This is a genomic window from Phenylobacterium sp., assembly GCF_037189685.1.
GTDB lineage: Bacteria > Pseudomonadota > Alphaproteobacteria > Caulobacterales > Caulobacteraceae > Phenylobacterium.
This window is the reverse complement of record NZ_JBBCIT010000028.1, coordinates 209,330-221,914: the sequence shown is the minus strand read 5'-3', so window position 1 is coordinate 221,914 and position 12,585 is coordinate 209,330. Positions and strand designations below refer to the sequence as shown.

The following is a 12,585-nucleotide window of genomic DNA, read 5'->3' as shown; positions in this document are numbered from 1 at the left end:
CGACGTGCGGACTATTCCACCGCGTCGGCCGGCCGGACAAGGGTGGCGTCCGCCGCATCGGCTTCGGCCACCAGGCGCCACACCCGCGCGGCGTGGCTGACGCCCACCAGATGTCCTGCGCCTGGGATCACGTCGATGCGCTGCGGGCGTGGCGTCGCGGGCGCCGTCAGGGCCAGGACCGTGTCGAGCGCCGACAGGGTGTCGTCCTCGCCGTGGATCACCTGGATGGGCGTGGACAGGCGGCCCAGGCGCTCGCGCCAGTCTCCGAAGCCGGCGCGATAATCCTCGGCCACCCCGGGAAACGAGGTGGCGTAGGCGTCGCGGAACCATTCGAACCCCGTCTCGCCGGACGGGATCGCCAGGGACGCCGCGTCGACGGGGCACCCGCGGAACATCCGCATCAGCACCCGTTTGCCCACGTGGGCGTTGGCGTAGGTGCGCGTGAACTGCCAGGCCAGCCGGCGCAGGACGCCGGGGCGGGTCACGAGGTTCCGCAGGCCGGAATAGAATGCGTTGACGTGCGCGGCCTTCCGCCCGTCGCGGGCGAGGCTGTCGGCGGCGAGGAGCACCAGGCGGCGCACGAGTTCGGGCCGCCGCGCGGCCAGAAGCACGGCGTAGGACGAGCCGAGCGACGTCCCCGCCACGACGGCGGGCGCGCCGACGAACCGCTCGACGAAGTCCGCGAGGTCGGCGACCACGGCCTCGGCGTGTCCCTCGGCGTCGGCGAGCTGTCGCGTGGGGCCGATCTCGAAATAGCCCGAGCGGACGGGGACGATGAGGCGCACCCGCGCGGCGTGCAGCGCCTCGACGCCTGCGGCGAGAAGCGGCGGGAAGAGCATGCCGTGGACCAGCACCACGGGCAGGCCGCCCGGCGGCCCGGCCTCGATCACCCGCGCCATGCGGCCGGTTCCCAGGGGCGCGCGATAGTAGCGGCAGCCCGGCGGCAGATGCCGGGCCACATAGGCCTCGGCCAGGTCTTCCGCCTCGCCCGTCGGCAGGGGGGTGGGGAGATGGGCGGCCAGCTGGGTCATGGCGTGACGGACGAGGTCCACCTGGCCGGCGCATTCCAGCTTGGCCAGCACCGACTTGAGCTGGTTGCGCTTGGTCTCGAGCGACAGGCCGTCGGCCTCGGCCGACTCCCGGAGCGACAGCCCGCCGAGCAGGCGGAAGACGACCATCTTCTCGGCCGGGGTCAGGGTCGCCTGGGGGTTGGCCTTCTCCAGAAGGTCGAACACGAGGTCGCGCGGCAGGTGGTAGATGCGCCGCGAGGGGTGGCCGGGCGCGGGCGGCGGAACCAGGGTCCAGACCAGGCCGAGGAGGGGCGGGGGCGACAGGACGACCCCCGGCCGGGCGGCCCGGGCGGCGGCCCGGACCAGCAGATCCTGGACGGCCGCCGGGCAGGCCGGAGAGACGTCCGCCACGCGGCCATCCGAGGCCAGGGCGACCCACGCGACCCCGGGGTTGTCGGGCCGGTCGGTCGGCGCACGGCCGTCCAGGACGCGCGCGACCGAGTCCCCGGCTTCGTCGGCGGTGAGCACGGAGAAGACCGACCCGACGGCCCGATGGTCGTCGTGCGCGTTCCGGCTTTCGGGCCGGTTCTCGGGCTGGCGTTCGGGCCGGCTCTCCGGCTTGTCCTCAGGCCGCCGCGGCACGGGCCATACTCCTCCCAACGCGCCGGCCCAGGCGGCGATTTCTAGCCCATTTGGGGGTTTCGCCTCCACGGGCGGACCCCATAGCTTCGCGACGTCCCGACCGCCCTAGGCTGCGGTCGGGGGTTCCGGAGCGGACGTCGTCCGCCCCGGGAGAGAGCTGCGGCGGGCGTTCCCGTGTCAAACGCCCGCCGCGGCGCTCGTCAGACTCAAGACGCCACCGCGCCCATGAGTTCCTGGGAGAGGCGTCCGCTCATACCCTCGGTCGAGGTGTTGGTCATCAGCACGAACGAGGTCCCGGCGGCGGGATCCACGAACCAGCTATGGCCGTAGACGCCGCCCCACATCCAGGCGCCGGCCGGCAGCGGCGAGCCCGAGGCCGCCGGGTCCAGCATCACGGCGCCGCCGAAGCCGAAGCCCCAGCCGGGGCCGCTGGTGACGATGGCGAGGGCTCCGGTCTGGTTGGTCATCATCGACCGGGCGGTGTCGGCCGAGACCACGCCGCCGCCGCCGGTGCGGACGGCTTCCAGGAAGGCCAGCATGTCGGGCGCGCTGCAGGCCATGCCCGCGCCGCCCGAGGGGAAGGAGCCGGCGTCGAAGATGCGGCCGGGGGCGAAGCGGATGCCCGAGAGCCCGGCGAAGGGCACGACGTGGGTGTCGCCCATCGGCCTGGGCGGCGGACCGTCGGCGTAGGGGCGGGCGAGGCGGGCGCGGTCGGTCACGGCGAAGCCGGTGTCGGCCATGCCCAGGCGGCGGGTCACGCGTTCGGCCACCACCTCGCCCAGGGGCTTGCCGGCCGCCTGCTCCATCGCCGCGCCGAGGACGTCCATCCCCACCGAATAGAGCCAGGCGGCGCCGGGCGGGAAGACGAGGCCGGCCCGGGCGATCCGGTCCAGGTTCTCGGCGAAGGTCAGGCCGGGCTGGTCCATGCCGTCCGAGACGCCCAGTTTCAGGTACGGGCCGTCGTCCGGCTGCATGAAGCCGTACGAGAGGCCCGCCGTGTGGGTCAGCAGGTGGCGCAGGGTGATGGCCGGCGTCTCGCCCTGCCACGCCGGCCGGAAGTCGGGGAGGAAGCGGATGACCGGATCGTCCAGGCCGACGGTTCCGTCCTCCACCATCGAAAGGGCGGCGGCGGTGACGATGGGCTTGGTGAGCGACGAGGCGCGGAAGATGGCGTCGCGCGTCATCGGCCGGCCCGTCTCCAGGTCGGCCTGACCCGCCGCGCGGGCGTAGGCGAGGGCGCCGTCGCGCGCGACCAGGATCACGCCCCCGGCCAGCCGCCCCTCGGCCAGGGCCGTGTCCACGATGGGGTCCAGGCGCGCGGCGAGCGCGGCGTCGGGACGGTCTGCGATCTGGCCCATGAAGCCTCCCTTTGTCGTTGACCGCAGGGGTAGCGCACCGACCCCGCGTCATTCAAATCGATCGTGTATGCGATCGGGCATGCGATCGGGCGCGAGGGCATGCGAGGAAGGGTTTGCCCTCCGCAGCGTGCAGGCGGGATAATGGCGGATGGCCCCGCTTCGAGCTGAGGGGTCGAATGCGGGGAGTTTCCGGTTTGCGCGACGGCATCGAAGAAGGCGGGTGGGAGAGCCACCGCCCGAAGCTGACCTATCCTTTCGACCAGGGGCCGCAGGTGGGCGAGGCCGTGGACATCGCGCCGGGCGTGAAGTGGCTGCGGATGCCCCTGGGTGGCTCGCTGGCCTGGATCAACGTCTGGGCGATCGCCGAGGCGGACGGCTGGGCCATCGTGGACACGGGCATCGGCGGCATCGAGAGCCGCAACGCCTGGCGCGCGGCGCTGGCGGGTCCGCTGGGCGGGAAGCCGGTGACGCGCGTCTTCGTCACCCACATGCATCCCGACCACATCGGCATGTCGGGCTATCTGACGCGGAAGTTCAACGCGCGCCTGTGGATCACGCGGCTGGAGTTCACGACCTGCCGCTCGCTGGCCGCCGACACGGGACGCGAGGCGCCGCAGGACGCCATCGACTTCTTCCGCGCCGCCGGCTGGGACGAGGAGGCCCTGGAGAACTACCGGGCCAAGTTCGGCGGGTTCGGGCGCGGGCTCTATGCGCTGCCCGACAGCTTCCACCGGCTGAACGACGGCGACGAGGTGCCGATCGGCGACCACGTCTGGCGCGTGGTGGTGGGATCGGGCCACAGCCCCGAGCACGCCTGCCTCTACTGCCCCGACCTGAAGCTGATGATCTCGGGCGACCAGGTGCTGCCCAAGATCTCGTCCAACGTCTCGGTCTTCCCCACCGAGCCGGACGGCGACCCGCTGACCGACTGGATCACCTCGCTGAACCGGATCAAGGCCACGGTGCCCGACGACGTGCTGGTGCTGCCGGCGCACAACGACCCCTTCTTCGGCCTGCATGCGCGGCTGGAGCACCTGGTGGGCGGGCACGAGCGGGGGCTGGCCCGGCTGCACGCCCTGCTGGCGGAGCCGAAGCGGGTGGTGGACGTGTTCAGCGTGCTGTTCCGGCGCAAGATCGACGAGAACGTGCTGGGCCTGGCCACCGGGGAAAGCCTGGCCCACCTCAACTGCCTCCTGGCGCGGGGGCAGGCGGTGCGCGAGCGGGACGGCGACGGCGTCGACTGGTACCGCGCCGCGGCCTGACGCGCGTCGTCGGCCTCTCCGGCGGGCGCCGGAACCGGGCCAGCGTGCCTGTCGGGGCGAACGCCATTTGAGCGGAGGATGGGATGAGCAGGCCTTTGACGATCGATATGGGGGGCTGAGATGCCGGACCGGATCACCTCGGCGTTCGACGCCCGCACCACGGCCCGCGAAGCGGCCGCAGGCCACGACCTGTCGGGACGGCGCGCGATCGTCACCGGCGCCGCCTCGGGCATCGGGGTGGAGACGGCCCGCGCCCTGGCCGAGGCGGGCGCCGACGTCCTGCTGGCGGTGCGCAGCGTCGAGGCGGGCGAAGCCGTGGCGGCCGAGTTGCGCCGGACCGCCCCGGGCGAGGTGTCGGTGGGCCGGCTGGACCTGTCGGACCTGCCCTCGGTGGCGGCCTTCGCCGACGCCTGGGGCGACAGGCCGCTGAACCTGCTGGTCAACAACGCCGGCGTCATGGCCTGCCCGCTCTCGTACACCGCGCAGGACCTGGAGATGCAGGTGGGGACCAACCACTTCGGCCATTTCCTGCTGTCGGTCCTGCTGGCGCGGGCCCTGATGAACGGCGCCGAGGACGGCCAGTCCAGCCGCGTGGTGGAACTGTCGTCCATCGGCCACCGGCGCAGCGCCGTGAACTTCGACGACATCCACTATCGCAGCCGCCCCTACGACAAATGGGAGGCCTATGGACAATCGAAGACGGCCAACAGCCTGTTCGCCGTCGGCTTCCATGAGCGGTTCGCGGACCTGGGGGTGACGGCCAACGCGGTGATGCCCGGGGGCATCCGCACGCCGCTCCAGCGCCACCTGACCGACGACGAGATGCGGGCCTTCGGCTGGATCGACGAGCAGGGCCGCGTGAACGACCGGTTCAAGACGCCCAGGGCGCGGCCACCAGCGTCTGGGCCGCCGTCGCGCCCGAACTGGAGGGCGTGGGCGGCCTGTACCTGGAGAACTGCAACCAGGCGCTCCCGTGGACCGAGGCCAATCCGTTCGAGGGCGTGATGCCCCACGCGCTCGATCCCGAGGCGGCGGAGCGGCTGTGGGCGGTGTCGGAGGAGACGACGGGGGCGCGGCTTTGAGCGCGGGAGCGCGGGTGAGCCTCCGGGTGCGCCCGGCGGGGCCCGACGACGCGCCGCTGATCCTGGGGTTCATCCGCGACCTGGCCGCGTACGAGCGGCTGTCGCACGAGGTGGAGGCCACCGAGGGCGACATCCGGCGGGACCTGTTCGGCGCCGCGCCGCGGGCCTTCTGCGACATCGCCGAGGTGGACGGGGCGCCGGTGGGCTTCGCCCTGTGGTTCCACAACTATTCGACCTTCCGCGGCCGCGCGGGGATCTATCTGGAGGACCTGTTCGTGCGGCCCGAGGCGCGGGGGCTGGGCGCGGGCAAGGCCCTGCTGCGGCGGCTGGCGGAGCGCTGTGTCGAAGGCGGGCTGGGCCGGCTGGAATGGTCGGTGCTGGACTGGAACGCGCCGTCGATCGCGTTCTACGACTCGCTGGGCGCCGCGGCCATGAGCGAATGGACGGTGCGCCGCCTGGACGGTCCGGCGCTCGCGGCGCTGGCGGCGGACTGAGGGCCGGCTACGAGCGCAGGGTGTTCTCGGCCTTCATCGCCGCATGGGCCCGGCGCAGCATGGCGGCGGCCTCCTCGAGGCGGGCCTCGAACGCGGCCAGCTGGCGATCGTAGTGGCCGTCCATCAGCTTCTCCACCACGGGATCGGCGGCGGAGGCAGGCTTGGCGGGCGAAGAGGCGTTCATGGACGCCAGCTTGGCCGCGGCATGGTTTCGGCCGGGTTTCCGACGGTGAAGATTCCGGTCGCGAAGCGGTGGCCCGAAACCTCAGACCGGGGCGGAGGCGAGGCGTCGCCGTTCGGTGGCGGCGATCAGTTCGGCCCAGATGGCGGCCTCGCGGGCCGTGTCGCCGGCGGCCTCGGCGGCCGCGTGGGACTCCACGAGCGCGGCGCGCAGGCGGTCGTTGTCGCGCTTCAGGGCCGAAAGGCGCAGGTCGGGATCGTCGCCGGCTTCGCCCAGCAGGGCGCGGATCGCGCGGTTCTCCTCCACCAGGATCTGCGCCTGGCGGTCCCACACCTCGGCGGCCATCGCCAGGAGGGCGGCCGAAAGGCCGAGGTCGGAGGCGCGCTCGCCGTCGGCGACGCCCGGCATGGCGTTGCGGATCATCAGGCCGGCCAGTTCGGCCAGGACGGCGGGGACGGGCGGATTCACAGCTTCTCCATCACCTGGAGGATGGCGCGGTCCTGGGCGTTGATGAGCCACCAGGCCGGATAGACCATGATCGGCGCCCGGTTGCCGCCGCGGTTGAACGCCGCCGCCGAGCCGACCCAGATGCCCTGGCCCTTCACGCAGTTGAACAGGACCCACCACCTGAGCGCGGCGGGATCGGCCGTGAGCCCCGAGGCCCGCTCCCAGATGGCCACCGCCTGGTCGTTCGGGGCGAGGCCGCCGGCCAGGCCCGCGCGCCCGAAGCTCCAGACCGGCTGGAGGCTCCAGCCCAGGTCCTCCAGCGGATCGCCCAGGTGGCACATCTCCCAGTCCAGCACGCCGTGGATCTCGCCGGCGGGATCGTAGAGGTAGTTGCCGGTGCGGTAGTCGCCGTGGACGACGCTGAGCTTCTGCGCCGGCGGGGGCGGGTTGGCGCGCAGCCAGCGGATGGCGGCGCGGGTGATGGGCAGGGGTTCGGCCTGGTCGCGGTCGATCAGGGCCTCCCAGTGGTCCAGTTCCCGCCGCCAGCCGGCGTCGGGCGCGGGCGGGTCCATCCAGCGGGTCAGGCCCAGGGCCTCGGGGTCGGCGGCGGCGATGCGGCCCAGGATGGTCCACTTCCGCTCGGCCACCGCCGGCAGGGCGGCGTCGTAGGCGCCCGAGAACAGCATCTGGGGCGAGGCCTGGAAGCCGCAAAGCTCCTCGGCGATGAAGAACGGATGGTCGAGGGGGCCGGCGTCCTCCTCCAGCCATAGCATCTGCGGCACGGGCACGTCCGAGCCGGCGAAGGCGCGATAGGCCTCGAACTCGATCCGCCGCTCGGTGTCGATCAGGCTGGCCGGCGGGTCGCGGCGCAGGATCAGCCGGCGCTCGCGCGCCTCGCCGGCCTCGGTCCAGGCCAGGACGAAGCGGTAGGTCTCGCGGCTGGCCCCGCCCGAGATGCGCTCGAGCGCGGTGACAGCGACGTCCCGCGCGTCCGGCATCCGGCCGGCGATGTAGGCCGCCAGGCGGGGTTCGAGCGGATGGGTCACGAGAGGGGGAGTCCGGGAGGGAGGCCCCCTCCGTCTCGGCCTTGCAGGCCGATCCACCTCCCCCGCTTCGCAGGGGAGAAGCGGAACGTGCCAGGATCCTCCCCCGAAGGGAACACTTCGGGGGAGGGGGACCGCGGAACGCGGTGGAGGGGGCGCAATGGCCACGCGCGCCCATGCCCCCTCATGGCGATACCGACGCGCAACTCAGGCCAGCTTGAAGCGCAGCGGCAGGCGCTTGGGGCCGTTGACGAAGAAGGCTTCGCTGAGCGCGGGCGTTCCGGCGATCTCCACCGACTCCAGGCGGGGCAGCATCTCCTCCCACAGGATGCGCATCTCCATCTTGGCCAGGTGCTGGCCCAGGCACAGGTGGGCGCCGTAGCCGAAGGCGAGATGCTTGTTGGGCTTGCGGTCGACCCGGAAGGTGTCGGGGGCCTCGAAGACCTCTTCGTCGCGGTTGCCCGAGGCGTAGCACAGCATGATCCAGTCGCCTTTCGCGACCTTGCGGCCGCGGACCTCGGTGTCGGCGGTGGCGGTGCGCATGAAGGTCTTCACCGGCGTGGTCCAGCGGATGGACTCGTCCACCAGGCCGGGGATCAGCGACGGGTCGGCCCGGACCTTGCGGAACTCGGCCGGGTTCTCGGCCAGGGCCCACATGGCGCCGGCGGTGGACGAACTGGTGGTGTCGTGCCCGGCGGTGGCGACGATGATGTAGTAGCTCATCGCCTCGAAGTCCGAGATCGGTTCGCCGTCGATCCGGCTGTTGGCGATGACCGAGGCGAGGTCGTCGTTGGGATTGGCCCGGCGCGCCTCGGAGAGCCGGCGGAAATATTCGAAGAAGTCGGTGATGACGCCGAAGTCGATCTGGCGTTCCTCGATCGGCTTGTCGGCGTCGGCGGCCTTGCGGCCCAGCTCGGGATCGGTGGCGCCGAACAGCTCCTGGGTGAGCTTGAGCATCCGCGGCTCGTCGCTCTCGGGGACGCCCAGGATCGTCATGATGACGTGCAGCGGGAAATGCAGCGCCACCTCGTTCACGAAGTCGCATTCGCCGCCTGTGGCCGCCATGCGGTCGACCGCGCCGCGGGCGATCACCCGGATGCGGTCCTCCAGGGACTTGAGGTTCTGGGGCATGAACCACGCCTGCGTCAGGGCGCGATACTTGTGGTGGTCCGGCGCGTCCATGTGGATCAGGGTGCGCAGCAGGTGCGGGCTGCCGCCCATCATCTCGCGCACCTTGCGGTCGGCGACCTGGCTGGTCAGGACGGGGTTGCGGTCGCCGTTGTGGAACAGGTCGTTCTGGCGGCTGATCTCCAGGATGTCGGCGTGCTTCGTCGCCGCCCAGAACGGGTCGACGCCCTCGACCTCGGCCACCCCGAACGGCTCGTTGGCCCGCAGCCAGCGGTAGGTGTCGTGCAGCCTGTGGTCGGCGTAGGCGGCCGGCGTCACCAGGTTTTCGGCATGGGTCCTGGGGATGCGGTGGTCGGCGGCGGTCATCACGCTCATTGGTGTTCTTCGCCGGCCGAGTGACGTGAGGTCACGCGGGACGGCGCCTCCCGATGTCCTTAAGAACAGGCCGGAGTTGATACCCCGGCGCGGCGCCCCGCAAGCATGACCGCGCGTCAACCGCAGGAGGAATCCGCCGATGCTGACGAAGGGCGACGACTATCCGATCCACCAGACGCCGGAGCCGATCGCCTACGCCGGCTCGGACCGGAACTTCTACGACCGCTACTTCTTCAACGCCTACGCGCCCGACGGATCGGCGTTCGTGGCGGCGGCCTTCGGGGTCTACCCCGCGCTGAACGTGGCCGACGCCCATGTGGCGATCGTCAAGGACGGCAAGGAGCGCTGCCTGCACGCCTCGCGCGTGCTGGGCCTGGAGCGGATGGACATCCGGGTGGGGCCCATCGCCATCGACGTCGTCGAGCCGCTGCAGGTGCTGAAGCTGACCATCGCCGGGACCGAGGGGATCGCCGGCGAGGTGACGTTCGAGGGCCGCGCCTTCCCCATCGAGGAGCCGCGGTTCGTCCGCCGCGTGGGGCCTCGCCTGGTCATGGACTACACGCGCCTGACCCAGAACGTCCGCGCCTCGGGCTGGCTGGAGGTGGACGGCGAGCGGATCGAGCTCTCGGGCTGGGTCGGCACCCGCGACCGCTCGTGGGGCATCCGGCCGGTGGGCGCGCCCGACCCGCAGCCGGTCCCCGGCGCGGGCGGACCGCAGTTCTTCTGGCAGTGGACGCCGGTGAATTTCCGGGACCGCTCGGTCTTCTTCCACATCAACGCCGACGCCGACGGCCGGCCGTGGAACACCCGGGCGGTGATCCTGCCCGACGGCTCGGGCCCCGGCGGGGGCTGGCACACCGAGGCGGCGACGATGGAGACCGACCTGAAGCCGGGCACGAAGCACGCCCGGTCGGGCCGGCTCACCATCCCGCTGGAGCAGGGCGCGGCGACGGTGACGTTCGAGCCCATCGCCACCTTCCTGATGCGGGGCATCGGCTATGGCGGCGAATGGCGGCATGGCGCGCTCAAGGGCGAGCTGGCCGTGGCGCGCGAGGACATCGACTGCGCCGGCTTCGACCCCGCCGACCCCGGCAACCTGCACATCCAGGCGATCAGCAAGGCCACCCTCTCCGTCCCCGGCCAGGCGGACCAGCAGGGGATCGGGGTGTTCGAGCAACTGATCGTGGGACCGTACCGGCCGCTGGGGTTCTGAGCTGGGTTCTGAACTGGGATCCTAACCCGTCCGGACGGGGATCAGGCCGGCCTCGGCGATGCGGATCTCGTCCTTCACCTGGAGCTTGCGGCGCTTGAGGTCGCGAAGGCGCAGCTCGTCGGGCTCGGGGCGGCGCTGTTCGTCGCGCAGCATCCGGTCGATCCAGCGGTGCTGTTCGTAGAGTCGATAGAGCCTGTGGCTGATGGGCAAATGCGCTCCTCCGTGCTGGAGGCGCGCCCGACCCCTGCTGCGGGGGGAGAGGCAAGATCGGGCCGGGCGCGCCTTTTCGCGCGGTCCGACATCACGATCGGGGGGATCGCCAGAGGGGCCCGGTCCGCACCTTCAAGTTAAGCGACTATTCCGGGGGCGCCAGGGGGGCAGAGAAATAAAACGCTGTTCTCCGAGAGGTCGCCTCCGGTGGGTCGCCTCCGGTCAGCCGCCGGGCGTCCCCTCGCCGAAGACACGGATCAGGCGGGCCACCGCCGGCAGCATCAGGGCGCCCAGCAGCGCCGGGAAGATGAAGAGGATCAGCGGCACGGTGAGCTTGGCCGAGAGGCCCAGCGCCTTCTCCTCGGCCCGCAGCATCCGCTTGGCCCGCATGTCGGCCGAGAAGACCGAGAGCGTCTCGCCCAGGCTGGTGCCCATCTCCTCGGCCTGGCGCAGCATGGTGGCCAGGGCGCGGGCATCGTCGATGCCCAGGCGGTCGGCGAAGGCGGACCAGGCGTCCTTGCGCGCCCGCCCGGCGCGCAGTTCCAGCACCAGGAACCGCAGGTGGATGGTGAGGTTGGGATAGCGGCGGTCCAGCTCCTCGGTCACGCGGGTGACCGCCGCGTCGAGCGACAGGCCCGCCTCGACCGACGCGACGAGCAGGTCGAGGAGATCGGGGAAGCCATCGGAATATTCACGCTCGCGCGTGGCCTTGCGGCTCTTGAGCACCATCTCCGGGCCGTAGAGGGCGACCAGCGAGACCCCGACGGCCAGGGCCAGGGCGCCCAGGTTGCCGCCCTTCTGGCCGATCATCATCGGCAGGGTGAGCACCACCGCGACGGTGGCCACGGCGAGGCAGGCGGCCTTCACCCCCAGGAAGATCACCGGGGCCTCGCGGTTGTAGTAGCCGGCCTGCATCAGGCGCGAGCGGAGCAGCGAGACCTGGGCGGGGTCGCGGACGGCGCTCTGCTGGCCCAGGCGGCGGACGCCCTCCAGCAGCCGGCCGCCGAGCGCGCCGCCCGACTCCTCGACCACCGGGGCCGCGCCCCCTGCGCCGGCGAGGCGGCTGCGCCGCTGGGCGCGGACCCGCAGCTCGCCGATCCCCAGCACGGCGAGGCCCCCCACGGCGCCCAGGGTGAGCACCAGCCCGGCCAGGTAGATGATGGTCTCGACCGGCATGGGTCAGAGCCGCATGTCGATCATGCGCCGCATGATCATGTTGCCGAGGAAGATCCAGAACCCCAGCCCGGCCAGGCCGAACTTGACCATCGGCTCGTCGATGACGTCGCCGTAGAAGCTGGGCGAGATCATCACGATCAGGCCCAGGGCCAGGAAGGGCGCGGCCGTCAGGATCATGGCCGAGGCGCGGCCCTCGGACGACGCGGCCTTGATCTTGAGGCGCATCTTGTGGCGGTCGCGCACGGTCGTGGCGTTGAGCTTGAGCAGGCCGGTCAGGTTGCCGCCGGTGCGCTCCTGGAGCCGCACGGTGGCGGCGAACAGGTCGACGTCGGGATGCTGGCAGCGGTCGGACATGCGCTCGACGGCCTGCTCCAGCGTGGCGCCATAGGCGATCTCGTCGGCCGCCATGCCGAACTCGGTGCCGATGGGGTCGCTCATCTCGCGGCCCACCAGGCCCACGGCGGCGGGCACGGGGTGGCCGGCCTCGAGGCTGCGGACGATGATGTCCAGCGCCTGGGGAAGCTGGAAGCCCAGGGCGGTCTTGCGCTTGTTGGCGTAGACCTTGAGCACCATCAACGGGATCAGGACGCCGCCCGCCAGCGCGCCGCCCAGGGCGGCGACCGGCATGCGGGTGAGGATCCCCGCCCCCGCGGCGCCCAGGATCGCGGCGGCCGCGACATAGGTCAGCCACTTCTTCTGGTCATAGGGCAGCCCCGAGGCGACGATCAGGTCCGAGAGCCAGCGCAGCCGGTCCGAGCGCGCCCCGCCGGCGGTCAGGCCCCGCTGCTTGCGCAGTTCCACCACCAGGGCCGAGATGCCCTCGACCTTCTCGCCCACCTTCAGGCGGCGGTTCACCTGGCGCTTCTGGGTGGCCACCGACAGCAGGCCCGTGAGGCCCTGGACGCCGGCGAAGACCGCCGCGCCGATCATGATCATGACGATGAGCCGGGCGTCGATCTCCATG

13 protein-coding genes are annotated in these 12,585 nt (G+C 72.0%); 4 read left to right on the top strand and 9 right to left on the bottom strand.

Going from position 1 to position 12,585, the window contains the following annotated elements:
* Window positions 1-11: 11 nt before the first annotated feature.
* Both WG212_RS16725 and WG212_RS16720 read right to left on the bottom strand, forming a co-directional pair.
* Window positions 12-1,652, bottom strand: a complete 1,641-nt coding sequence (locus tag WG212_RS16725) for an alpha/beta fold hydrolase (RefSeq protein ID WP_337188251.1) — start codon at window positions 1,650-1,652, stop codon at window positions 12-14.
* A gap of 206 nt (window positions 1,653-1,858) precedes the next feature.
* Window positions 1,859-3,010, bottom strand: a complete 1,152-nt coding sequence (locus tag WG212_RS16720; RefSeq protein ID WP_337188250.1) for a serine hydrolase domain-containing protein — start codon at window positions 3,008-3,010, stop codon at window positions 1,859-1,861.
* 194 nt (window positions 3,011-3,204) lie between these two features.
* Between WG212_RS16720 and WG212_RS16715 the strand changes: the two genes are divergently transcribed.
* From WG212_RS16715 to WG212_RS16705, 3 genes are all read left to right on the top strand, one after another.
* Complete coding sequence (locus WG212_RS16715) at window positions 3,205-4,272, top strand: MBL fold metallo-hydrolase (protein ID WP_337188249.1); 1,068 nt, start codon at window positions 3,205-3,207, stop codon at window positions 4,270-4,272.
* Window positions 4,273-4,392: 120 nt separating this feature from the next.
* Window positions 4,393-5,277 (top strand): SDR family NAD(P)-dependent oxidoreductase, encoded by an 885-nt coding sequence (locus WG212_RS16710; RefSeq protein ID WP_337188248.1) that lies wholly within the window; start codon window positions 4,393-4,395, stop codon window positions 5,275-5,277.
* 91 nt (window positions 5,278-5,368) lie between these two features.
* Window positions 5,369-5,848, top strand: a complete 480-nt coding sequence (locus WG212_RS16705) for a GNAT family N-acetyltransferase (protein ID WP_337188247.1) — start codon at window positions 5,369-5,371, stop codon at window positions 5,846-5,848.
* 7 nt (window positions 5,849-5,855) lie between these two features.
* Here the strand turns inward: WG212_RS16705 and WG212_RS16700 are convergent, their stop codons facing one another.
* The 4 genes from WG212_RS16700 to WG212_RS16685 all read right to left on the bottom strand — a co-directional run bounded on the left by WG212_RS16700 (window position 5,856) and on the right by WG212_RS16685 (window position 9,022).
* Complete coding sequence (locus WG212_RS16700) at window positions 5,856-6,032, bottom strand: hypothetical protein (RefSeq protein WP_337188246.1); 177 nt, start codon at window positions 6,030-6,032, stop codon at window positions 5,856-5,858.
* Window positions 6,033-6,113: 81 nt separating this feature from the next.
* Complete coding sequence (locus WG212_RS16695; protein WP_337188245.1) at window positions 6,114-6,497, bottom strand: hypothetical protein; 384 nt, start codon at window positions 6,495-6,497, stop codon at window positions 6,114-6,116.
* Entirely contained in the window at window positions 6,494-7,522 is a 1,029-nt protein-coding gene (locus WG212_RS16690; RefSeq protein ID WP_337188244.1) for a phosphotransferase family protein, read from the bottom strand. Before WG212_RS16690 ends, WG212_RS16695 begins: the two co-directional genes overlap by 4 nt.
* A gap of 204 nt (window positions 7,523-7,726) precedes the next feature.
* Complete coding sequence (locus tag WG212_RS16685) at window positions 7,727-9,022, bottom strand: cytochrome P450 (RefSeq protein WP_337188243.1); 1,296 nt, start codon at window positions 9,020-9,022, stop codon at window positions 7,727-7,729.
* A gap of 139 nt (window positions 9,023-9,161) precedes the next feature.
* Between WG212_RS16685 and WG212_RS16680 the strand changes: the two genes are divergently transcribed.
* Window positions 9,162-10,235, top strand: coding sequence for a hypothetical protein (locus tag WG212_RS16680; protein WP_337188242.1), 1,074 nt, complete (start codon window positions 9,162-9,164; stop codon window positions 10,233-10,235).
* A gap of 21 nt (window positions 10,236-10,256) precedes the next feature.
* On the opposite strand, the gene WG212_RS16675 is transcribed toward WG212_RS16680, so the two are convergent.
* From WG212_RS16675 to WG212_RS16665, 3 genes are all read right to left on the bottom strand, one after another.
* Entirely contained in the window at window positions 10,257-10,445 is a 189-nt protein-coding gene (locus tag WG212_RS16675; RefSeq protein WP_337188241.1) for a YdcH family protein, read from the bottom strand.
* A 222-nt stretch (window positions 10,446-10,667) separates the two neighbouring features.
* Complete coding sequence (locus WG212_RS16670; protein WP_337188240.1) at window positions 10,668-11,621, bottom strand: type II secretion system F family protein; 954 nt, start codon at window positions 11,619-11,621, stop codon at window positions 10,668-10,670.
* 3 nt (window positions 11,622-11,624) lie between these two features.
* Window positions 11,625-12,584 carry a type II secretion system F family protein gene (locus WG212_RS16665; protein ID WP_337188239.1) on the bottom strand — a complete coding sequence of 320 codons (960 nt, stop codon included), beginning with the start codon at window positions 12,582-12,584 and terminating at the stop codon, window positions 11,625-11,627.
* Between the last annotated feature and the right edge of the window lies 1 nt (window position 12,585).

Bases quoted from the DNA above. Each gene is read 5' to 3' on its own strand.
- WG212_RS16720 (WP_337188250.1), bottom strand. From the start codon at position 3,010: ATGGGCCAGATCGCAGACCGTCCCGACGCCGCGCTCGCCGCGCGCCTG.
- WG212_RS16710 (WP_337188248.1), top strand. From the start codon at position 4,393: ATGCCGGACCGGATCACCTCGGCGTTCGACGCCCGCACCACGGCCCGC.
- WG212_RS16700 (WP_337188246.1), bottom strand. From the start codon at position 6,032: ATGAACGCCTCTTCGCCCGCCAAGCCTGCCTCCGCCGCCGATCCCGTG.
- WG212_RS16685 (WP_337188243.1), bottom strand. From the start codon at position 9,022: ATGAGCGTGATGACCGCCGCCGACCACCGCATCCCCAGGACCCATGCC.
- WG212_RS16680 (WP_337188242.1), top strand. From the start codon at position 9,162: ATGCTGACGAAGGGCGACGACTATCCGATCCACCAGACGCCGGAGCCG.
- WG212_RS16670 (WP_337188240.1), bottom strand. From the start codon at position 11,621: ATGCCGGTCGAGACCATCATCTACCTGGCCGGGCTGGTGCTCACCCTG.
- WG212_RS16665 (WP_337188239.1), bottom strand. From the start codon at position 12,584: ATGGAGATCGACGCCCGGCTCATCGTCATGATCATGATCGGCGCGGCG.